The organism is Kitasatospora sp. NPDC058032, assembly GCF_042885845.1.
Lineage (GTDB): Bacteria > Actinomycetota > Actinomycetes > Streptomycetales > Streptomycetaceae > Kitasatospora.
Map to the genome: position 1 here is coordinate 48,975 of NZ_JBHVRK010000028.1, position 22,550 is coordinate 71,524.

At 74.7% G+C, this 22,550-nt stretch carries 12 protein-coding genes; 2 read left to right on the forward strand and 10 right to left on the reverse strand.

Going from position 1 to position 22,550, the window contains the following annotated elements; all coding sequences use genetic code 11:
- Positions 1-65: 65 nt before the first annotated feature.
- Genes ACFVUH_RS31670 through ACFVUH_RS31705 form a run of 8 tightly spaced genes read right to left on the reverse strand, consistent with a single transcriptional unit; the run spans position 66 to position 15,959 of the window.
- Positions 66-1,658 carry an amino acid adenylation domain-containing protein gene (locus ACFVUH_RS31670; protein WP_387916825.1) on the reverse strand — a complete coding sequence of 531 codons (1,593 nt, stop codon included), beginning with the start codon at positions 1,656-1,658 and terminating at the stop codon, positions 66-68.
- Positions 1,655-4,642 carry a type I polyketide synthase gene (locus ACFVUH_RS31675; RefSeq protein WP_387916827.1) on the reverse strand — a complete coding sequence of 996 codons (2,988 nt, stop codon included), beginning with the start codon at positions 4,640-4,642 and terminating at the stop codon, positions 1,655-1,657. Before ACFVUH_RS31675 ends, ACFVUH_RS31670 begins: the two co-directional genes overlap by 4 nt.
- The gene (locus tag ACFVUH_RS31680) at positions 4,639-8,091 is read right to left on the reverse strand and encodes an amino acid adenylation domain-containing protein (protein WP_387916829.1); all 3,453 of its coding nucleotides are present in this window, start codon (positions 8,089-8,091) and stop codon (positions 4,639-4,641) included. Before ACFVUH_RS31680 ends, ACFVUH_RS31675 begins: the two co-directional genes overlap by 4 nt.
- Positions 8,088-8,357, reverse strand: coding sequence for a phosphopantetheine-binding protein (locus ACFVUH_RS31685; RefSeq protein WP_355364290.1), 270 nt, complete (start codon positions 8,355-8,357; stop codon positions 8,088-8,090). Before ACFVUH_RS31685 ends, ACFVUH_RS31680 begins: the two co-directional genes overlap by 4 nt.
- Positions 8,357-10,651 (reverse strand): beta-ketoacyl synthase N-terminal-like domain-containing protein, encoded by a 2,295-nt coding sequence (locus ACFVUH_RS31690; protein ID WP_387916831.1) that lies wholly within the window; start codon positions 10,649-10,651, stop codon positions 8,357-8,359. Before ACFVUH_RS31690 ends, ACFVUH_RS31685 begins: the two co-directional genes overlap by 1 nt.
- Complete coding sequence (locus ACFVUH_RS31695) at positions 10,644-13,829, reverse strand: amino acid adenylation domain-containing protein (protein ID WP_387916832.1); 3,186 nt, start codon at positions 13,827-13,829, stop codon at positions 10,644-10,646. The genes ACFVUH_RS31690 and ACFVUH_RS31695 overlap by 8 nt, the downstream gene beginning before the upstream one ends.
- A complete protein-coding gene (locus ACFVUH_RS31700) occupies positions 13,826-15,094 on the reverse strand; it encodes an MFS transporter (protein WP_355364299.1) in 1,269 nt (422 codons plus the stop codon). Before ACFVUH_RS31700 ends, ACFVUH_RS31695 begins: the two co-directional genes overlap by 4 nt.
- 1 nt (position 15,095) lies before the next feature.
- Positions 15,096-15,959 carry an aminoglycoside phosphotransferase family protein gene (locus ACFVUH_RS31705; RefSeq protein ID WP_355364302.1) on the reverse strand — a complete coding sequence of 288 codons (864 nt, stop codon included), beginning with the start codon at positions 15,957-15,959 and terminating at the stop codon, positions 15,096-15,098.
- A gap of 201 nt (positions 15,960-16,160) precedes the next feature.
- Here ACFVUH_RS31705 and ACFVUH_RS31710 point away from each other — a divergent pair, with 201 nt between their 5' ends.
- Complete coding sequence (locus ACFVUH_RS31710; RefSeq protein ID WP_387916835.1) at positions 16,161-18,026, forward strand: BTAD domain-containing putative transcriptional regulator; 1,866 nt, start codon at positions 16,161-16,163, stop codon at positions 18,024-18,026.
- Positions 18,027-18,575: 549 nt separating this feature from the next.
- Entirely contained in the window at positions 18,576-19,493 is a 918-nt protein-coding gene (locus ACFVUH_RS31715; protein ID WP_387916837.1) for an SDR family NAD(P)-dependent oxidoreductase, read from the forward strand.
- Positions 19,494-19,583: 90 nt separating this feature from the next.
- Here ACFVUH_RS31715 and ACFVUH_RS31720 read toward each other — a convergent pair whose 3' ends face one another.
- On the reverse strand, positions 19,584-21,161 hold the full coding sequence (locus ACFVUH_RS31720; RefSeq protein ID WP_355364311.1) for an FAD-binding protein: 1,578 nt from the start codon (positions 21,159-21,161) through the stop codon (positions 19,584-19,586).
- Between the two features lie 100 nt (positions 21,162-21,261).
- Complete coding sequence (locus ACFVUH_RS31725) at positions 21,262-22,452, reverse strand: cytochrome P450 (RefSeq protein ID WP_355364314.1); 1,191 nt, start codon at positions 22,450-22,452, stop codon at positions 21,262-21,264.
- Positions 22,453-22,550: the final 98 nt, after the last annotated feature.

Genomic DNA, 22,550 nt, shown 5'->3' on the forward strand with positions numbered 1-22,550 from the left:
GGACCTCGGACAGCGGACAGCAGGGCCCCGGTGGTGCCGGGGCCCTGCCGTGGCTGTGGATGTGGTTACGGCCGGGGGCGGCGGCGGGGTGGTGGGGGGAGGGCGGTGCGGTCGGCCTTGCCGTGGGCGGTGGTGGGGATCGCGGCGAGCGGGACGATGCGGGCGGGCACCATGTGCTCGGGCAGGTGGTCGGCGAGGTGGCCGCGGAGGGCGGTCTCGTCGAGCTGGTCCGGGGTGCCGTCGGCGGGGACGGCGTAGGCGACCAGGGTCCGGCCGTCGCGGAGGACCGCGACCGCGTTGCGGACCCGGGGGTGGCGGCGCAGGGTGGCCTCGATCTCGCCGAGTTCGACGCGCTGGCCGCGGATCTTCACCTGGGTGTCGATCCGGCCGAGGTGGTCGAGGTGGCCGTCGGGCGACCAGCGGGCCAGGTCCCCGGTGCGGTAGACCCGCTCGGTACGGCCGGCGATCGGCAGTTCGACGAAGCGTTCGGCGGTGAGGTCCGGGCGGCCCGCGTAGCCGCGGGCCAGGGAGGGGCCGGCGAGCAGGAGTTCACCGGGGACGCCGACGGGGGCGAGGTCACCGGACTCGTCGACGACGTAGGCGCGGACGTTGGAGAGCGGACGGCCGATCGGGACCAGGTCCCCGTCCTCGTGCGGGCGGCAGGCCCAGCCGGTGACGTCGATGGTGGCCTCGGCGGGTCCGTACATGTTGTGCGCGGCGGCCTGCGGCAGGGCGGCGGTCAGGGTGTTGGCGAGTTGGGGCGGAAGGGCTTCGCCGCCGCACAGCACCGTGCGGAGGGTGGTGCAGCGCTCGACTCCGGGCTCGGTGACGAACAGCGCGAGCATCGACGGGACGAAGTGCACCATGGTGACGCCGTGCCGCTGGATCAGCTCGACCAGGGCCTGCGGGTCGCGGTGGGCGTCCGGCGGCGCGACGGCCAGGGTGCCGCCCGCCAGGAAGGCGAGCAGGAGCTCCCAGATGGAGACGTCGAAGGTGTACGGGGTCTTCTGCAGGAGGACGTCGGCGGGGCCGAGGCGGTGGCGGTCGAGCATCCCGGCGAGCCGGTTGGCGAGGGCGGCATGGGTCAGTTCGACGCCCTTGGGCTCTCCGGTGGAGCCGGAGGTGAAGATGACGCAGCAGAGGCCGTCGACGACGGCGGGCTCCGCGCGGTGGTGCCGCCAGTCGAGCGGGGCCGGGGCCGGGGCGGTGGCGGACGGTGCGCCGGTCAGCGGGAGGACCGGGACCGGGTGCCCGTCCGGCAGGGGTGGCGCGGTGGCGTCGGTGAGCAGCAGCGCCGCCCGGGTGGAGTCCAGCATGGTGCGGAGCCGGGCCGGCGGGTGCCGCGGGTCCAGCGGGACGTACGCGGCGCCGGAGAGCAGGATGCCGAGGACGGCGGTGACCAGGCCGGGGCCGCGGCGGGCGGAGAGGCCGACCAGCGCGCCGGGGCCGATGCCCCGGGCGGCGAGCCGGCCGGCCAGGGCGGCGGCGGCGTCCAGGAGCCGGCGGTAGGTGAGGGTGTCGTCCCCGTACCGCAGGGCGATCGCGTCGGGGGTGCGTGCGGCCTGCCGGCAGATCGCCTCGTGGACGGGGGTGCGCGGGGCGGGTGTCGGGTCGGGGTTGAAGCCGAGCAGGGTCGGCAGGTCGGTGCGGTCGCTCATCCGGCCACCGCCTGGGCGGCGATCGCGCGCGGGGTCGGGGACCCGGCGAGGGCGGCGATGTCGATGGGGGTGGCGAGTGCGCGCTGGACCTGGGAGATCATCCGGATGAAGAGCAGGGACTCCCCGCCGAGCGCGAAGAAGTCGGAGTCGGCGCCGACGTCGGGGACGCCCAGCAGGGTGCGCCAGATGGCGAGGACCTGGCCGAGCGGCGCGTCGACGGCGGAGGCGGAGGGGGAGGCGGAGGCGGAGGCGGTGGAGGGGGAGGCGGAGGGAGAGGCGGAGGAAGGAGCGGAGCGGGCATCGGCGGGAGAAGCGGCGGGGGCGGCGTCGAGCCAGTGCCGGGTGGCGGCGAACGGGTGGGTGGGCAGGGCGGCCCGGTTGGCGGGGGCGCCGGCCCGGACGGCGGGCCAGTCCAGGTCGACGCCGTGCGCCCAGAGCTGCCCGAGGCCGCCGAGCAGGTCGGCGCGCCGGGGCTGCAGGGCGACCATGGCGGCGTGCCGGGCTGCGGGGATCTGCCGGGCGCTGCCGATCAGTCCGGTGCCGGGACCGACCTCGACCAGGACCAGCCGGGAGCGGTCCGCGACGGCCTCCACCGCGTCCTGGTAGCGCACCGCGCTGCGCAGCTGCTCGGCCCAGTAGCCGGCCCGGCGGACGCCGCCCACCGGCAGCAGGCCGCCGTCGACGCTGCTGACCACCGGGACGGTGGCGGGGCGGGCCGGGACGTCCGCGGCGACGGCGCCGAGGGCGGTGGCGGCGTCGGCCATCATCCGGGAGTGGAAGGCGCGCCGGGCGGGCAGCGGCCGGTGCGGCACGCCGTCGGCCTCGAGCCGTTCGCGCAGTCGGCCGATCGGGGCGACGGGGCCGGAGACCACCACCACCTCGGGGGCGTTGAGCGAGGCGAGGTCCAGCTCGTCGAGGTCGGCGAGGTGGCGGCGGACCGTCGGTCCGTCGGCGAGGACGACGACCATCCGGCCCTCGGGGGCACGCTGCATCAGCGCCCCGCGTTCGACCACCAGTCGCAGCATCTCCTCCGGGGTGAGTTCCCCGGCGAGCGCGGCGGCGGCGAACTCGCCGACCGAGTGGCCGATCAGCGCGGCGGGCTTCACCCCGAGGGAGAGCAGCAGCCGGCCGAGCGCGTACTCGTGCAGGACGAGGGCGGGCTGGGTGAGGTCGGTGCGGTGGAGCAGTCCGTCCGGGTCGCTGCCGAGCAGCAGGTCGCGCAGGTCGACGCCGAGCAGGCCGTGGACGTGGTCGGCGCCCCGGTCGAGGTCGGCGGCGAATCCCGGGAAGCGGTGGTACGGCCAGGCGGACATGCCGGGGGCCTCGGCGCCCTGGCCGGGGAGGAGCAGGACCACCTCGGGCCGGCGCAGCGCGGTGCGGCGGGGAGCGACGGCCAGCGCCCGGGCGGCGGCGGCCGGGTCCCCGGCGACCACGGCGAGCCGGTGCGGGAAGTGCCGGCGGTGTTCGCGGCTCGTGGTGGCGGCGTCGCGCAGCGGCAGCCCGGGCCGCGCGTTCAGGTGGGCGGCGAGCCGTTCGGCGGCGGTCCGCAGGGCGTCGTCGCTGCGGGCGGAGAGCACCAGCAGTTCGGGGCCCGCCGGTGGTTCGGGGCCGTCGGCCGCGCGCACCGCGTCGGTGGACGCAGCCCCGGTGGACGCAGTCCCGGTGGGTGCAGTCCCGGTGGGTGCCGCCTCGGCCGTCGGGGCCTCGGTGAGCACCACATGCACGTTGGTACCGCCGAGGCCGAAGGAACTCACGGCGGCGCGGCGGGGCGTCCCGGGTGCGGCGGGCCAGTCGCGGGCGACCGTGTCCACGGTGAACGGACTTGCCGGGTCCAGCAGTTCGGCGCGCGGCTGCCGCACTCCGGCGAGTGGCGGGAGCTGCCGGGAACGCAGCGCGAGTACGGCCTTGATCAGCCCGGCCACCCCGGCGGCGGCCGACAGGTGCCCGATGTTCGCCTTGACCGAGCCGAGCGAGCAGCGGGCTCCGCCGGCCTTGAACACCTCGTGCAGCGCCGCGAGTTCGATCGCGTCGCCGACCTCGGTGGCGGTGCCGTGCGCCTCCAGGTAGCCGACGGTCGCCGGGTCGACACCGGCCCCGGCGTAGGCGCGGGCCAGGACGTCGACCTGGCCGGCGACGCCGGGAGCCGTGTAACCGACCTTGGCGGCGCCGTCGTTGTTGATCGCGGAGCCGGAGATCAGCGCGTGGATCAGGTCGCCGTCCCGGCGGGCGTCCTCGGCGCGTTTGAGCGCGACCACGCCGACGCCGCTGCCCGGCACCGTCCCGTTGGCGGCGGCGTCGAACGGCCGGCAGCTCCCGTCCGGCGACATGATGCCCTTGGGCTCGTACTGGTAGCCGGACTGCTGGGGGAGCGCGAGGTAGGCGCCGCCGGCCAGGGCGAGATCGCAGTCGCCGGTGCGCAGGCTCTGGCAGGCCAGGTGGACGGCGGTCAGCGAGGTCGAGCAGGCGCTCTGGACCGTGATCGCCGGGCCGCCGAGGCCCAGCCGGTACGCGATCCTGGTCGCCAGGTGGTCCTTCTCGTTGGCGAGCACCACGGAGAGCAGCCCGTCCGTCTCCAGCACGGCCGGGTCGGCGAGCACGTGCTGCTGGAGGTAGTAGTTGTAGCCGGTACCGGCGAACACGCCGACCCGGCCCGGCGGACCGTCGGTGATCAGGCCGCCGGACTCCAGGGCCTGCCAGGCGGTCTGCAGCAGCAGCCGGTGCTGCGGGTCCATCAGGTCGGCCTCGCGCGGCGGGATGCCGAAGAAGGCGGAGTCGAACAGCTCCGGGTCGGCGAGCGTGCCGCGCACCGGGACGTAGCCGGGCTCGTCCAGCTGCGCGGCGGGGACGCCGGCCGCGAGCAGCTCGGCGCGGTCGAGCCGGCTGACGCTGATCCGGCCGGCCACCAGGTTCGACCAGTACGCGTCCAGGTCGGCGGCGCCGGGGAACCGGCCGGCCATGCCGACGACGGCGATCTCCTGGCTCATCGCGGTCCTCCCGTGGTCGTCGCGCGCAGGTGGGCGGCCATGGTCCGCACGGTGGGGAAGCGGTAGAGGTCGGTCAGCGGGATCGGGCGGCCGTCCAGCTGCTCCTGGAGCCGGCGGCGGACCAGGGCGATGCCCAGCGAGTCGCCGCCGACGTCGAAGAAGCCCTCGTCGGTGTCGAAGTCGTCGGTGCCGAGCACCCCGGCCCAGACCTTGGAGATCAGCTCCTCCAGATCGCCGACCGGGCCGGCGGACGCGGCGGCGGTGGCGGCAGCGGTCGGGGCGGAGGGGGCGGAGGGGCCGGCGGGGGCGGACAGCGCCCCGAGGGCGCGCAGGTCGACCTTGCCGTTGCGGTCCAGCGGGAAGGCGTCCACCGCGAGCCAGCGCTGCGGGCGCTCGTACGGGGCGAGCCCGGGTTCGACGGCGGCGCGGATCCCGGCGAGCAGGTCGGCGGGTGCCTTGACGGCCGCGCACAGCCGCTCGGCGGCGACGAACACCACGGCGTCCAGGACGCCGGGCCGCTCGCGGATCCGGCGCTCCACGTCGACCGGTTCGACCCGGTGGCCGGCGATCTTCACCTGCCGGTCGGCGCGGCCCAGGAAGCGCAGCCGCCCGTCGGCGCCCCAGCGGACCAGGTCGCCGGTGCGGTACTCGCGCTCGCCGGAGCGCTCGCCGGAGCGCTCGCCGGAGCGTCCGCCGGAGTGCTCGCCGGAGCGTTCGGTGAACGCCGCGGCGGTGCGCCGCGGGTCGCCGAGGTAGCCGTCGGCGAGCCCGGCGCCGCTGGCGCGCAGTTCGCCGACGGCGCCGGGCGGTACGGGGCGGCCGGCGTCGTCGGTGATCCGCACGCCGGTGCCGCACACCGGTGAGCCGATCGGGAACGGGTCGGGCACCTCGTGGGCGCCGTCGGCGTGGAAGACGGTGGTGAAGGTGGTGTTCTCGGTCGGCCCGTAGCCGTTGGTGATCCGCAGCCGGCCGCACCGCCGCAGCACCCGGCGGACGTGGTCGGGTGAGACCACGCCGCCGCCGGTGAACAGCTGGCGCAGGCCCGCGAACGCCTCCGGCCGGTGGTCGGCGACCAGGTGGAACAGGCCGGAGGTGAGCCAGGCGTGGGTGGTCCGGGAGGCGGGGAGGAAGTCGGCCAGGCCGCCGGGGGTGGGCTCGCCGGGCGGGTGCACGACCACCGTGCCGCCGGCGGCGAGCGGTACCAGCAGCTCCAGGGTGGAGGCGTCGAACGCCAGCGGGGAGAGCCGCAGCATCCGCGCCCCGGCCGGGTGGGCGAACAGCTGCCCGTCGTCGGCCAGCCGCAGCACCGCCCGGTGCGGGACCACGATGCCCTTGGGCTCGCCGGTGGTGCCGGAGGTGAAGGAGATGTACGCGGCCGCGCCGGGCCCGGCCGGTCCGCCGGTCCGCGGCGGGGCGGGCGCGGTGTCCGCCGCGAGGCCGGCCGACGGGCAGCGGGGGACGGCGGCGAGGGCCGGGTCGTCCGGGGCGCCCCCGATGCGGGCGGTCGGGGCGACGGCCTCGGCGATGCGGGTACGGCGGTCGGCGGGAACGCCGGGGTCGACGGCGACATAGGTGGCGGGCAGGCTCAGGACACCGAGCACGGCGACGGCCTCGGCGGCCGAGCGGGGCAGCTCCAGCACCACCCGGTCGCCGGGCCGGACGCCGAGGGCGCGCAGCCGGTCGGCCTGCGCGAGGGCCAGATCGAGGAGCTGACGATACGTCAGAACCGTTCCGCTGTGCGGATCGTCGACGGCCACCGTGTCGGGCCGGCGCCCGGCCTGCCGCTCGAACCGGGTCCACAGGTCCTCTTCCCCGGTGAACTCGCCGCCCCGGCCGAGCTGTTGGAGCCTGAGCCGCTGCCCGTCGGAGATGCCGGTGACCTCGCCGAGCGGGGCGTCCGGCCGGGCGGCGAGTTCGCCGAGGACGGTCCGGAAGGACTCGGCGAGTTCGCCGACGTCGGCCGCGTCCTGCGCCGAACTCGCGTACTCCAGGGCCAGCCTGGGCCGCCGCGACCAGTCCTGGACGAACAGCACGGCGTCGAAGACGGAGCCGTGGCAGTGGCCCTCGTGCACCCGCCACTCGCCCTCGGCGGTGTCGAAGCGGTCCGGGACCAGGTCGTGGTGGGCGGCGAAGCCGAGCTGGGCGACCGGGTTGCGGGCGGCGTCGACCTCGCCGGCGAGCGCGTCGACCACCCGGGCGAAGGGCAGGTCGGCGTCGCTGACGGCCTCGGCGAGCGCGGCCGCGGTGGCGCGTACGTAGGCGGTGCCCGGCTGCCGGTCGTCGATCCGGCAGCGGACCGGGACGATCCGGGTGCACAGGCCGATGAGGTCGGCCATGCCGGCCTCGGACCGGCCGGCGGCGGCCACGCCGAGCAGCAGGTCCGAGGTCCGGGCACGGCGGGCGGCGGCCAGGGCCCAGGCGGCGAGCAGGACGGCGGTGACGGTGGCCCGGGCACGGCGGGCGAGCCCGTCCACGCCCTCGGCGACGGCGGGCTCCAGTTCGAAGACCAGCCGTTCGCCGCGCCCGTCGGCCTCCTCCGCGCGGGGGCGGTCGGTGGGCAGGGTGGCGACCAGCGGGGCGCCGGCCAGCCGGGCGGTCACCCGTTGGGTGGCGGCGGCGAGTTCGCCGGCGGCGTCCCTGGCGGCGAGCCGGGTGGCGGTCCATTCGGGGGACGGTCCGGTGGCGGGCAGCGCGCCGGGTCCGTCCTGGTGGAGGCGGGCGAACTCGCGCCAGAGCACGCCGATGCTCCAGCCGTCGGCCAGCGCGTGGTGCAGCAGCACGGTGAGCAGGGTCCGGTCCCCGGCGTCGGTGCGCACGAACACCACCGGCGGCTGCTCGAAGGGGCGCAGCAGTTCGGCGGCGCGCCGCCCGTACAGCTCGTGCACGGCCCGGACCGGGTCCGTGCCGGCGGGCAGGCGCTGGTGCAGCAGCCGCGGGCTGTGCCCGGGGGGCAGGACGGTCCGGCGGGCGCCCCGGCCGTGCTCGCTGAACAGGGTGCGCAGCGACTCGTGCCGGGCGGTGAGCGCGCGCAGGGCGGCCTCGGTGCGGTCGGGGTCCAGCCCGCCCGGCGGCTGCAGCGTGAACATCAGGTGGTACGACTGGTCATGGCCGGCCAGATGAGCGGCCAGCATGGCCTTCTGGCCGGGCAGCAGCTCCCGGTCGAGCGCCTCGGCGGCCGGCTCGCGCGGCGCGGGCTCGGTGCGGACGTAGTCCGTCGCCCCGGCCAGTGCCTCGGCCAGCGGGAGCGCCCCGAGCAGCCGGGCGACCTCGACGTCCCTGGCCAGTTCGCGCTGGCCGCCCGCGGTGAGCGCGATCGCCTGCAGTGAGGTGCCGCCCAGGGCGGTGAAGGACTCCCGCGAGGACCGGTCCGCGACCTCCTCGGCCGGAAGGCCGAGGAGGTGGGCGATCAGGGGGGTCCACTCGGCGAGCGGGCCGACCTGCACGGTCATGCCCGGCCGCCTTCGGACACCCGCTCCGGCCCGGCCTTCTCGGCGACGGCCAGCAGGTCGCCGAACCGCGGGTTCTCCAGCACGTGGTTGAGCTCGACGGCGATGCCGAGCTCCTGGCGGGCCAGCATGGACAGCCGCAGGGCGCTGAGCGAGTGCCCGCCGAGGTCGAAGAAGTCGTCGTCCTGGTCGACGGCGTCCACGCCCAGGACCTCCATCCAGATCTGTTCGAACTCGGTGGCCAACGCGGTCTCCCGGTGCTCGCTCATCACAGGTGCCTCTCCTTGGCCGTGGGCGGGATGTCGAGGTAGTGGCGGGTCGGGGCGAAGGGGTAGCCGGGGGCGGGGACCCGGCGCAGGCCCCGGTCGAGCTCGGGGTCCCAGGGGCCGCCGATGCCCATCTCCCAGAGCAGGCCGACCGAGGCGAGCAGCCAGTCGTAGCCGTTGGACACCGGTGGCGGCTCGACGTCGAGACGGGGCAGCACCTGGGTGCCGATCTCCAGCCAGGCGGCCGGGGACGGCCCGGCGGCGGGCGGGGCGAAGCTCCGGTCGTGCTCCTCGTGCAGCCGGGCCGCCCAGTAGCCGGGGTCGGTGGCCTGCGCGGAACCGATCGCGGTGCCGTCCGGGGTGTACAGCGGGACGGTCGGCTCGGCGCAGCGCAGGCCGTCGGCGGGCCGGCCGAGGGTCAGGCCGATCGCGTCGGTGAAGTCCAGCACACCGGCGGCGCAGGCTGCGGCGAGGGCGCCGACGCCCTGGCCGACCAGCGCGGACGGGCGGACGCCGCGCCGCCGCAGGGCGTCGATCCAGGCCAGGGCGACGGCGAAGCGACCGGCCAGCTCCCGGGTCTCCAGGTCCGGAACGCCGTCCACGGTGCGCAGTTCGGCGTAGCCCCGGTCGACGATCTGCCGGAAGTGCGGGTCCAGGTTGTAGGTGTGCGTGCTTCCGGGCAGCCGTCCGCCGCCGGTCAGGAAGTAGCCGGCGCCGCGCTCGGCCTGCACCGCGGTGGCCCGGCGCACCGGGCGCAGCGGCTTGAACTCCTCGTCGGGCGTGCGGATCAGGCAGCCGCGCCAGGGCAGCTCGGCCCGGCCGGTGCGCAGGGTGTAGCCGAGGTCGGGCAGGTCCGCGGCCGGCAGGCCGGCCAGGTGCCCGTTGATCCGGGCGAGGCTCTGCGTGGCGGCCTCCTCGGTCTTGGCGGAGACCAGCAGCAGTTCGCTGCCCTCCCGGCGCCTGGGCCCGCTGCGGTGGACCGGCGGGGCCTCCTCCAGCACGACGTGGGTGTTGGTGCCGCCGATGCCGAAGGAGCTGACGCCGGCCCGGCGCACGCCGTCGATGGCCGGCCACTCGTGCGCCTCGGTGGGCACGTACAGCACCGACTTGTCGAGCCCCAGGGCGGGGTTGGCCTCGGTGAACCGGGCGACCGGCGGAATGGTGCGGTTCTTCAGGGCGAGGACGGTCTTGACCACGCCGACCACGCCGGCCGCGGTGTCCAGGTGGCCCATGATCGACTTGAGCGCGCCGAGGGCGACGGGCTGCCGGTCCGGGCGGTCGGTGTCGAAGACGGTGCGCAGCGCGGAGACCTCGATCGGGTCGCCCAGGACGGTGCCGGTGCCGTGCGCCTCGACCAGGCCGATGGCGTCCGGTTCGAGGCCGGCGACGGCCAGCGCCGTGCGGACGGCGGTGGCCTGGCCCTCCGGTCCGGGGGCGGTGAAGCCCGCCTTGCGGGCGCCGTCGTTGACGGCCGCGGTGCCGGCGATCACCGCGTGCACGGTGTCGTTGTCCCGGATCGCGTCCTCCAGCCGCTTGAGCACCAGGATGGCGCCGCCGTCGGCGTCCACCGTGCCCTGGGCCTGGCTGTCGAAGGTCCGGCAGCGGCCGTCGGGGGAGAAGATCCCGCCGGGCTCGTGGAAGTGGCCGCGCCGGGTGGGCGGCCCCACCGAGGCGGCGCCGGCCAGCGCGATGTCGGCCTCGTGGGTGAGCAGGCTCTGCACCGCCAGGTGGACCGCGACCAGCGAGGTGGAGCAGGCGGTCTGCACGGTGAACGCGGTGCCCTGCAGGTTGAGCTTGTAGGCGATCCGGGTGGCGGCGAAGTCCTTGTCGCTGGAGACCAGGATCTGCAGGCCGCCGGCGGACTTCACCGCGCGGGCGTTGGGCCACAGGATGTCCAGCAGGTAGACGTTCAGGCCGGTGCCGACGTGCACGGCGATCCGGTTGCCGTCCGGGGCGATCGGCGGGTGGCCGGCGTGCTCCAGGGCGCTCCAGGCGCACTCCAGCAGCACCCGCTGCTGCGGGTCCATCAGGACGCAGTCCTGCGGGGAGTAGCCGAACAGCCGGCCGTCGAAGCAGTCGTAGTCGTCCAGCACCGAGCGGGCGGGGACGAAGTCCGGGTGGTCGATCACCTCGTCCGGGTAGCCCCAGCTGCTCAGCTGCTCGCGGTCGAAGAAGCTCATCGCCTCCACGCTGTGCTCGATGTTGTGCCAGAAGCGGTCCAGGTCCCGGCCGGCGCCGGGTAGCCGGATCCCCATCCCGATGATGGCGATCCGGTCCTGCCCCAGGTCGTCAGGCATGCTCGTCCCCTCTCATCAGTCGACGCCGGCGGGCGAGCTGTTCGCGGCCCTGCCGGCGCTGTGCGAGCCGTTGGTCGACGACGGGTGCGGTCGCCTCCGGCCGGAAGTGGGCGGCGCAGGCCGCCGCCGTGCTGAAGCGGAAGAGGTCGGTCACCGAGATCTCCAGGCCGATCTCCGCCATCCGCTGCTGCACCGTGATCAGGGCGAAGCTGTGCCCGCCCACGTCGAAGAAGTTGTCGCCGGGCTCCAGGTCGGGCCGGCGCAGCACCTCGGCCCAGAGCGCCCGGATCCGCTCGGTCAGCGAGTCGTCGCCGGACCGCACCGGGGCGGGCGCGGCCGGTGGCACGGTGCGCTCGGCCAGCAGCCGGCGGGTGTCGACCTTGCCGTTGGCGTTCAGCGGGATCCGCTCCACCAGGACGATCCGCGAGGGCACCATGTAGCCGGGCAGTTCCTCGCGGACCAGGGCGCGCAGCTCGCGCTCGCCGCCGAGGCCGGGGTCGGCGACCACGAAGGCGAGCAGTTCGTCGCCCTCGGCGGCGGCCACGCAGGAGCGCACGCCGGACTGGCGCAGGAACGCGGCCTCCACGTCGGCCGGTTCGACCCGGTAGCCGCGGACCTTGACCTGGTCGTCCTCCCGGCCGAGGTGGACCAGCCGGCCGTCGGGTGCCCACTTGGCGAGGTCGCCGGTCCGGTACAGGGTGCCGGGGGCGTACGGGTCGGGGCCGAAGCGCTCGGCGGTCAGCTCGGGCCTGCCGAGGTATCCGGCGGCGACCAGGTCGCCGCCGACGTACAGCTCGCCGGGCACGTTGACCCCGGTCGGCCGCCCGCGGGCGTCCAGGACGTAGCAGCGGGCGGAGGGCAGCGGCACCCCGATGTCGCCCTCCCGCACCCCGCCGAGGCCGGCGGCCGGGACCTGGGCGATGGTCACGTGGATGGTGCCCTCGGTGATCCCGTACATGTTGACGAAGACCGCGGCCAGCCGCTCCGGGTCGACCAGCGAGGCCAGCCGGGACCAGCTGAGCGCCTCGCCCGCCAGCACCACGTACCGCACCGGGGACCTGCCCGGGCCGAGGGTGTCGAAGAACGGCGGCAGCACCCGGTACAGGGCGCCGGGGGTGAGGCTGAGCACCGTCACCTGCTCGGCGTGCACCAGCCGGGCCAGGCGCGGCGGGTCGACCAGGTCGGCCTGGTCGGCGATCACCAGCCGGGCGCCGGAGGAGAGCGCTCCCCACATCTCCCAGACCGAGACGTCGAAGGAGAAGGAGTGGGCGCCCAGCCAGCGGTCCTCGGGGCCGGTCTCCAGGCCGGCCGGGGTAGGGTCGCAGAGCGCGTCCAGGCCGCGGTGGCGGACCATCACGCCCTTGGGCACGCCGGTCGAGCCGGAGGTGTGGATGAGGTACGCGAGGTCGTCCGGGTCGGGCAGGACCTCGGGCGCGGGCCGCGGGCCGTCCAGTGTGCGGGCGTCCAGCAGGGTCCGCTGCCCGGCCAGCCCGCCGGCCTGGCCGAGGGTGTCCGGCTCGACCAGCAGGACGGCGGGCTCGGCGCTCGCCAGGATCAGCTCCAGCCGCTGCTTCGGGTACTCGGGGTCGAGCGGCACGTACACCCCGCCGGCCTTCCACACGCCGAGGATCGCGGCGACCACGGCCGGCGAGCGGCCCAGCAGCAGGCCCACCCGCTCGCCGCGGGCGAGGCCGGTGGCGGCCAGCCCGGCGGCGATCCGGTCGGACCAGCGCTCCAGCTCGCCGTACGTCACCCGGTCGCCCCGGTGCACCAGTGCCACGGCGTCCGGGGTGCGGGCGGCATGGCCGCGGAACGCGCCCAGCACGGAGGGGTGTTCGGCGCGCCGCTCGGGAACGGGCGGGTTCCACCCGAGGGTGAGCCGGTGGTGCTCCTGCGGGGAGACCGGGCTGGGCTCGCCGTCGGAGACCACCGCGGCCAGCAGGGTGTGGTACTGCTCCAGCAGCCCTTCCGCGGTGGCCGGTTCGAACAGCTCGGTGGAGAACTCGGCGCGCAGGAACGGCGCCCGGGTGGAGACGTCCACGGTCAGTGCGAGGTCGAACTTGGCGGCCTCGATCTCGACGTCCACCTCGGTGGTCCGCAGCGCGGCGAACTCCGGCACGGTGAAGCTGAAGTTCTGCACCGTCAGCATGGTCTGGAACAGCGGGGCGTGGCTGAGCTGCCGCTCCTCCCCGACGGCCTGCACGATCTGCTCGAACGGCACGTCCTGGTTGCCGAGCGCGGTCAGCGCGGTGCGCCAGGTGCGGGCGGTCAGCTCGGCGAAGTCCGGGTCTCCGGACAGGTCGACCCTGATCGGCAGGGTGTTGACCAGGCAGCCGACCAGCCGCTCCTCGGCCTCGTCCAGCCGGTTGGCCACCGGGACGCCGATCACCACCTCCTGCTGACGGGCGTAACCGGCCAGCAGCTTGGCGTACGCCGTGAGCGTCACGCCGAACAGGGTGGTGCCGCGCTCCTTGGCCCAGGCGGTGAGCCGGGCGACCAGCTCCGGGTCGAGGGGGCGGCGCAGCACCGCGCCGGCGAAGCTCAAAACGCTCGGCCGGGGGTGGTCGGTATGCAAAGTCAACTGCGGTGCGCCGATGAGCAGTTGGCGCCAGTTCTCGAGCCGTCGGGTGTTCTTCGACCAGAGCGCGCGCTGCGCCTCGGCGTAGTCCAGGTAGCTGGGTCCGGCCGGTGCGCCCGCGCCGGTGTTGTACTCCTCGGCCAGGTCGTCCAGCAGCAGGCCCACCGCCCAGCCGTCGCAGGCGATGTGGTGCACCAGCACCACCAGGGCGTGCCGTTCCCGGTCCCAGGAGACGAGGTGGGCGCGCAGCACCCGGCCGCCGGCCAGGTCGAACGGGCGGGCGGCCTCGGCGGCCACCAGCTCGCGCAGCTGGGCGTCCTGCCCGGCGCGCTCGGCGGGGCCGCCGTCCAGCAGGGTGATCTCCGGCTCGGCGTCCTCGACCACGCACTGGACCAACTCGCCGTCCCGCAGCGCGAATCCGGTGCGCAGGACCTCGTGCTTGGCGGCCACCCGGCGCAGCGCTGCGCCCAGGGCCGCGCGGTCGAGCCCGCCCTCCATGCGCAGGGCGAACGCCACCACGTAGGCGGGGTTGCCCGGCTGGAGCTCGTTGAGGAAGTAGAAGCGCTCCTGGGCGAAGGACGCGCGTGCGGTGCGGGTCATACCGACTCCTCCGTCTCCACCGCGGCCTGCGGGCCGGCGGCGGCCATCGCCTCGGCGCTGCGCCGGGCGGCCGGTCCGATCAGCAGGGCGGCGGCTGCCACCAGCGCGGCGACCGCCGCCCAGCCCCAGAAGCCCTGGGCGATGACCAGGCCGGAGAGCAGCACCGGGCCGGCCACGTTCTGGGTCGCCACGTGCAGGTCGAAGGTGCCCAGGTACTCGCCCTCGGCGTGTTTGGGGGCGAGGCCCAGCGCCAGGCCCCAGGCGGAGGCGGACTGCATCACCTCGGCCACCGACAGGGCCAGGACGGCGGCGACGATCGCGGCCACCGCCAGCGCGGTGTGGTGCCAGACGGCGGTCAGCGACACCGCGAGGCAGCCGGCCGCGATCCACAGGCCGGCCCTGCGGCCGATGGCGGCGGCGCCGGGCAGTGTCTCGGCGCCCTTGCTGGCCCGGACCTGGAAGAGGATCACGAAGCCGGTGTTGATCACCAGCAGCAGCGGGACCAGGAACGGCCGCACCTCGGTCCGGTTGACCGTCCACAGCGGCAGCACCACCATCAGCAGGCTGATGTGCGAGGCGAGCAGCGCGGACAGGCCGACGACGCTCAGGTAGCGCAGGTCGCGGATGGCGCCGAACCGGCGGGGGCGGCGGGCGGCGGGGACGGGTGCGCCGACCGGCAGCCGGGTCGCCAGGGCCGCCGCGGCGCCGAGCAGCACCGCCGAGCCGACCGGGATCAGCACCAGCAGCCGCGAACTGAGCGCGGCGAGCGCGGCGATCCCGATGCCGACGCTGAAGCCGATGTTCAGCATCGAGCGCATCATGGCGTTCAGCCGGACCCGCTCCCCGTCCGGGACGAGGGTGGCGACCATGGCGCTCTCGGTCGGGCCGGTGCCGTAGTCGAGGAAGGCGATCAGCACCACCAGGGCGTAGAACTCCGCCGCGTTGGAGACCACCGAGTACAGGCCGAACCCGACCGCGACCGCCGCGAACAGCACGCACAGCAGGGTGCGCTTGGGCATCCGGTCGGCGATCATGCCGAACAGCACCGAGGAGACCAGTCCCGCGAAGCCGGCCGCGGACAGGCCGATGCCGACCTGGCCGGCGGACAGTCCGACGTGCAGGGTGAAGTAGACGACGCTGCCGCTGAGGAACACGCCCTTGCCGGCGGCTCCGGCGAAGCGGATGGCCAGCAGGCGGCGGCGCAGCGGGTCGGCGGGGATCAGCCGGGCGAGCCGGCCGGCGGGCACCGTGTCGTTCCCGCTCACGTCAGTACTCACCGCGTGCGAAGGCGAGCAGTTCGAAGACCCGCTCGGGGATGGTGGAGCGGGACGCGCCGAGCGGGGCCAGCGCCCGGCACCAGGCGTCCAGCCGGTCGGCGTCCAGCCCCGCCTCGTCGGCGAGTTCGTCGCGCCGCCGCACCATGACGGTCCGGTCCCAGCCCTCCAGGACGTAGTCGGCGGCGTCGAAGCAGCGCTCGCCGACGCAGGCGATCGGGCTGCGGGCGACCAGGCCCCGGGTGTCGGAGGCCAAGACGTTGCCCAGGTGCAGGTCACCGTGGAGCAGCACCCGCTCGGCCGGGTCGGCGAGCAGTTCGGCGGAGATCCGGCGGGAGGAGGCGCAGTCCAGGCCGCCGCGCTCGCTCCAGCCGTACAGCACCTGCAGCCAGTCGGCGATCCGGCGCGGCGCGGCCTCCGGGTCGCCGACCGCGTGCAGCTCGTTGAGGAAGCGGGCGTACTCGGCCGGGTCGGGCTGCTCGGGCAGCGGCTCCACCGAGGTGCCGGGGACGACGGCCTCCAGCAGGGCGGCGCCGCGGGCGGCCGCGAGCACGCCCGGCACCCGGCCGCTGGGCGCGAACTGCCGGAGCATCGCGACCTCTTCGGCCAGCGCGTAGGAGTCGGCGGCGAGCTTCAGGCTCGCCGCGCCGTGCGGTCCGGTGCAGGGCAGCAGTACCGAGGAGACCCTTGCGGTGAAGTCGGTCTCGATGTCGGCGCCGATCTCCAGTTCCCACTCCCGGGCCAGGGCCGCCACCTGTTCGGGCAGGGTGCCCAGCCAGCGGTGGTTGACCTTGCCGGTGCCGGCGTAGTCGGCGGTCGCTTGGAATTTCGCGGTTATCTCGTCCAGATCGAGCAACGGGGATCATCACCAATCGGCAAGCGGCGGACGATCTTTGAGGCGATCAACGGCGACAGCCTGGCGGACCCGCGTTCAAGCCGGATGGAAGCCGCGTGCAAATTCCGTTCAAGGGATGGCCCTTATGCGTCACTCCTTGACTGGAAGTGTTCAAGATAGGTTCAATCGCAGCCATAACCGTGCAGTAACTGGGGAGATACGGTGGGTGGAACGATCTGGTTCGGCCTTCTGGGGCCCCTGGAGATCCGCGTCGCCGGAGCGGCGGTCATGGTGCCGTCCCGCGTCCGGATCCTGCTGGCGAGCCTGCTGTGCCGCGCCAACCAGACGGTCGGCGTGGAGGAACTGGCCGACGCCGTCTGGAGCAACCAGCCGCCGCGCGCCGCCGCCACCACCCTGCGCAGCCACGTGCTGCGGCTGCGCCGGCTGCTCGGGGAGGCGGCCGAACGGGTCGAGACCACCGGATCCGGCTACCGGATCGGCCTGGACCCGCACACCGAACTGGACGCCACCATCTTCACCGCGCGCGGCGAGTCCGCCCGCGCCGCCGCCCGGCGCGACGACTGGCAGACCGTCTCCCGCTCGGCCGCCGCCGCCCTGGAGCTGTGGCGCGGATCGCCGCTGTCCGACGTGCCGTCGGATCCGCTGCACCGGGACGAGGTGCCGGGCTGGCTGGAGGCCCGCATCGAGCTCGCCGAACTCGCCGCCTGCGCCGACCTGCGGCTCGGCCGCACCACCGAGGCGATCCGGGTGCTCCGGCGGCTGGCCGCCGAGGAGCCGCACCGGGAGGGCGTGCACGCGCTGCTGATCGAGGCCCTGGCCGCCGCCGGGCGGCGCGGCGAAGCACTCGCGGTCTACCGCCGGGTGCGCGCGGCACTCGCCGCCGACCTCGGCATCGAACCCGGTCCGCAGATCGCCGCCGTGCACCAACGGGTGCTCGGGCCGGGCGGCGCCGCGCCCCCGCCGGACACCCGCCGTGTTCCCGGCTCCGCCGAACCGGCCGAACCGGCCCGCCGGTCCCCGCCCTTCCCGGTCACCGTGCTCCGCCAACTCCCCGCCGACCTGCCGACGTTCACCGGACGGAGCGCCGAACTCGGGGTCCTGCTGGACTCGGCCACCGCGCCGGTCGGATCGCCCGCCACCGTTCAGGTCATCGCGATCGAGGGGATGGCCGGCGTCGGCAAGACCCGGCTCGCCGTCCGCGCGGCCCACGAACTCGCCCGGGCCGGCCGGTTCAGCCAGCTCCAGCTCTACGTCAACCTGCGCGGCTTCGACCCGGACCACCGCCCGCTCGACCCGTCCGACGTCCTGGACGGGCTGCTGCGCGCCCTCGGCGTGGACGAGTCCCGGGTCCCGGCCGGACTGGACGCCCGCGCCGCGCTGTTCCGCGACCGCCTGCACGGCCGCGAGGCGCTGCTGCTGCTCGACAACGCCGCCGGAGAACCGCAGGTCCGCCCGCTCGTACCGGCCGGGCCAGGCTGTCTGGTCCTGGTCACCAGCCGCCGCCGACTGGCCGGCCTGGAAGGCGCGAGCGCCCTGCCGCTCGACCCGCTCGGCCCGCCGGAGGCCGTCTCGCTCCTGGCCGCCGCCGCCGGACCCGACCGGGTCGCCGCCGCGCAGGAGGCCGCGGAGCGCATCACCCTGCTCTGCGGCCGCCTCCCGCTCGCCCTCGCGCTGGCCGCCTCCCGACTGCGCGCCCGCCCGGCGTGGGGCCTGGCCGACCTGGCCGAACACCTCGAGCACGGCGGCATCCGGGCGATCGTGGCGGGCGACCGCTCGCTCTGCACCGCCTTCGACCTCTCCTACCGGGGCCTGCCGGAACCCGCCCGGCGACTATTCCGGCTGCTCGCCGACCACCCCGGCCGCGACTACACCGCGCGCTCCACCGCCGAACTCGCCGCCCTCGACCCGGCCTCCGCGCGCGAGGCGCTGGAGTCGCTGGTCGACGAGAACCTGCTGATCCAGGAACGGGCCGAGCACTACCGGCTGCACGACCTGCTGCACGCCTTCGCCGTCGAGGCCGCCGCGGGGCGCCTGGAGGTGGAGGGAACCCCCTTGGGGATGCGGTGAGTTGACGCACCGTCGGCAAGGAGTGCCGATCAGGTGTGCGCTCGTGGTTCCGGACGGCGGCGTCGAGCGGGACCGGCGCCGTGAACAGCCGTCCCCGCGGACCACCGCCTGGGTGGGGCACGCCTGTCTGTGCTTCCCCACGACCGTGATCCCGAAGAACCGGGCCACCGGCCGCTGCCTGGACGCGGACGGCCCGTCCGGCACACCCGGTCGGAAGTCCCGCCTGATGCAGTGGGACTGCATCACCACCGACGAGGCGTGGAACACGGCGAAGCAGAGCCGGAGCCTCCCGTGGCCGAGCCGAATGACGGCCCCGAAGGGCGGACGGCCGGGTGGCCGCCCGCCCTTCCGTCGTACCCGGCGCATTTCCGGAGGGGGGTCGTCCGATCTTGGCCATTTCTTCACGACGACGCGTGACCGGTCCATGCCGGGAGGATATTTCCGGCAATCGAAGGAAAGGATTCGGGAATACGGCTCTGGTATTCTGATGGGCAGTCAGACGTATCGCTGCGGGCGCATGATTGCCATCACCACAGAGAAGAGTCGACCTTGAAGAAGTCCGTCATCATCACCGGTGCCTCCTCGGGACTGGGGCTGGCCACCACGCGCGAACTCGCCGCTGCCGGAAGCCATGTGATCATGGCCTGCCGAAGCGTGCCGAAGGGGGAGGCCGCCGCGGCGGAGATCCGCGCGGCGATTCCCGCGGCGAGTCTGGAGGTGGTCGAACTCGACCTTTCCTCGCTCTCGTCGGTTCGGGCCGGTGCCCGGGAAATCCTCGCGAAGTCCGACCGGCCGCCACTGCACGTGCTGATCTGCAATGCCGGAATCCAGGTGGTGAACGGTGTCCAGCGATCCAGTGACGGTTATGAACTGACGTTTGCGACGAACCACCTCGGGCATTTCCTGCTGACCCAACTCCTGGTCGACCACATCGTCGAGCCGGGCCGGGTGATCCTGGTTTCCAGCGAGGTCCACCAGGGGCCCCGGAAGTCGATGGGATTCCCGGCCCCGCGCTGGGAGGACCCGCAGGCGCTGGTCGATCCGGACCGCTCCGTGCTGGGCGATTCGGCCAAGTCCGGCCGGATCCGTTACGCGACCTCCAAGCTGGCGAACCTGTACGCCACCTACGAGCTGGCCCGGCGGGTCGTGCCGCGCGCGATCACGGTGAACGCCTTCGACCCCGGGCTGATGCCCGGCACCTCGCTGGACCGCGACTGGCCGCCGCGCATCCAGCGGGTCTACGCCCAGCTGACCCCGTTGCTGGTCAGGACGCTGCCGGGGGCCCGGTCCGTCGAACAGTCCTCCGCCGACCTGGCCTGGCTGGCCACCGCGCCGGAACCGGCCGGGACCACCGGCACCTACTTCTCCGGCCGGCAGCCGCGCGAGAGCTCCAAGGAGTCGCACGACCGCACCCGGGCCGCCGAACTCTGGACGGCCTCCGAGCGGCTGGTCGCCGCACACGCCTGACCCGGGCGGCACGTCGAGGGCCGTTCCGGAGACCGATTGGTCTTCCGGAACGGCCCTCGACGGTTCGACCCCCGTACGCCCGAAACGCGTTCAGGAGAGCGCCAGTACCGTCCCGGTCGGGCCCGACGAGGTCAGCCGGTGCAGCGCCCGGTCGACGCAGCGGTCGGCCAGCGCCGTCACCGTCAGCGCCGGCGGTACCGCCCCGGTCGAGCCGGGTATCAGCGAACTGTCGATCGCGAACAGGTTGTCGTAGCCGAGGACGTCGCCCGCCTGGCCGGTGGCCTTCCCCAGGACCACCCCGCCCAGGCAGTGCGCGGTGAGCGCCGGCGTCACCACGTCCACCCTGATCCCGGGGTTCGCCCGGTCCAGCTTCGACGTGGTCGCCGACATCGCGTCGGTGACCCGTTGGATCCGCGGGTCCGACTTCGGCCAGGTCAGCTCGACCTTGCCGGTGGCCGGCCGGTAGTCGAAGCGGCCGAGCGCCGGCGGCACGGACAGGCCCAGCATGGTGCCGGCGAGCGAGCCGAGCTCCGGGTAGCCGAGCGGGAACCCGAGGAAGGTCACCGGGGTCTCGGGGTCCGCCCAGTCGGTGGCCACGATGTGCGAGGGCCCGCCCTGCGCGGTGTCCCGCAGCGGCAGCCCGGCGCGGACGATGATGTGGTCCCCGCCCGTTCCCCAGTTGCGACCCACCTGGTCGCCCAGCTTCGGGAGACCGCCCCTGGCCTTGGCCCGGACCAGCAGCCTGGTGGTGCCGAGCGAGCCGGCCGCCAGGAAGACGTAACGGGCCGCGAACTGCGGACGGGCCGAGACCAGCCCCTGCTCGTCGATCCGCTCCGCCGAGATCAGGTACCGGTTGTCCACCGTGCTGATGTCCGTCACCTGGTGCAGCGGCAGCACCGAGACCCGTCCGGTGGCCTCGGCGGTTGCGAGGATCGAGCGGTCGACGCTGCGCTTGGCCCCGCTGTTGACGCCGAAGTCCGAGTGGCCGAGGATCGCCGACCGCACGGCGGTGCCGGCGATCTCGTTGCGGACGATCTGCCAGTCCACCGCCATGTCCGGGCGCAGCGTCGGCAGTCCGGCCCGCGCCGCCTCGGCCAGCAGGTCCCGCGCGTTGGCGTAGTAGGGGGAGTTGAGCACGTCGTCCGGGATGGGGGCGACGCCGATCAGGCCGCGCGCCCGCGGGTACCAGACGTCCCGCATCTCGGCGTAGTCGAGCGACTCGCCGAAGCTGCGGCGGAAGAAGTCCTCCCGGGGCGCCATCATCACCGCGTTGTTCACCAGTGAGCCGCCGCCGACGCCCGCGCCGGCCAGGCCGATCACGCCGTCGGCCACGAAGGCCTCCAGCACCCCGGTGAACGGGTGGAAGCTCTGGTTGGTGAACGGCGAGGTGGTGGCGAGCCACGCGGCGCGGCCGTCCGGGGCCTGCGGGGTGCAGAAGGTGTCGCCCGCGGGCGTGATCGGCCAGCGGCGTCCGCGCTCCAGCAGCACGCTGCTGAAGCCGGCCTGGGCGAGCCGGAGCGCCGCCACCGATCCGGCGTACCCGCTGCCGACGATGACCACGTCGACGGGCTCGGCGGCCCGGGCGACACCGCTCAGCAGGCCCCCCGACAGGGCGGCGGCGCCGGTGGCCACCGCTCCGTAGCGGAGAATCTGCCGTCTGTTGAACACGGGTCCGTTCACTTCGTCCTCTCGAATGGTGCCGACGGTGGCGCCGGTGGTGGCGCCGGTGCCGGCACGTGGTGCCGGCGGTGGGCGGGCCGGGGCTTCCTCAGGCCGTCACACGGACGCCCATGCTCGCGATCCCGTACGAGCCCTGCGTGGTGCGCAGGCGCGGCGGGTCCTCCGGGTCCAGGGCGAGCCGGTCGAGGTGCGGGTAGAAGGAGCGGAACGCCGTCTCGGCGAGCAGCCGGGAGAGCGCGGCGCCCGGGCAGAAGTGCGGTCCGGCTCCGAAGCCCAGGTGATCGCCCTTGGTGTCGCGGTCCAGGTCGAAGACGTCGGGGTTCTGGAACTTGCGCGGGTCGCGGTTGCCGGAGCCGATCAGCACGTGCACCAACTCGCCGGCGGGGATGGTGACATCGTGCAGGGTGACGTCCTCGGCGGCCCGGCGCAGCAGCCACTGGGTGGGGCTGTACAGCCGCAGGTACTCCTCGATGAAGTCCCGGGTGAGGCCGGGCTCGGCGGTGAGCCGGTCGGCGAGCGCCTTGTCGGTCAGCAGCATGTGCACGCCGCCGCCGAGCAGGTTCATCGTGGTCTCGTGCCCGGCCGCGACGAACGACCAGGCCATGGTGACCAGTTCGTCGCGGGTCATGTCCCCGGCCTCCAGCTGCACGACCAGCTCGCCGAGGATGTCCTCCTGGTTGGGCTTGCCCTTGCGCTGGTGGGCGAGTTCGCCCATGTAGTTGCCGAATTCCACGATGTCCTCGAAGAATCCGGGCGCGAGGTCCGGGTCCATCCCGGCGGCGACCGCGAAGGACGCCATCACGGCCCCCGACCAGCGGCGCAGGTCCGCCTTGCGGTCGAGCGGGATGCCGAGCATCCCGCCGACCACCTTGAGCGGCAGCGCGGTGGTGAAGGCCTCGACGAACTCGACCTGCTCCTGCGCCAGGATCTCCTCGATCAGCTCGTCGACGATCTCCTGCACCCAGCCGCCGAGGGTGCGGACCAGCCGGGCGTTGAACGCCTTGTTGGCCATGTGGCGCAGCCGGGTGTGCTCGGGCGCGTCCCGGTTCACCAGCATCGGGAGGTTGAGGTAGTCGCCCTTGCGGATCTGCGAGGAGAAGAGCTTCTTGTCCTTCAGCGCGAGCGAGACGTCGTCGTAGCGGCTGAGGACGTAGAAGTCGGACCCGTCCCACATGCCGCCGGGGGCGTGGAACACCGGGTTCTCGTCCCGCAGCCGCACGTAGGTCGGCCAGGGGTTGAGGTGGTACTCGGGGTCACCCAGGTCGATCGTGATGGTCATGGTTGCCCTCTCTGTCAGGCATGGCTGTCCGGACTGCTGCGACGTGCGGGGACGTGCGGGGACGTGCGGGATCGTGCGGGGACGCGCTGGGGAAGGGG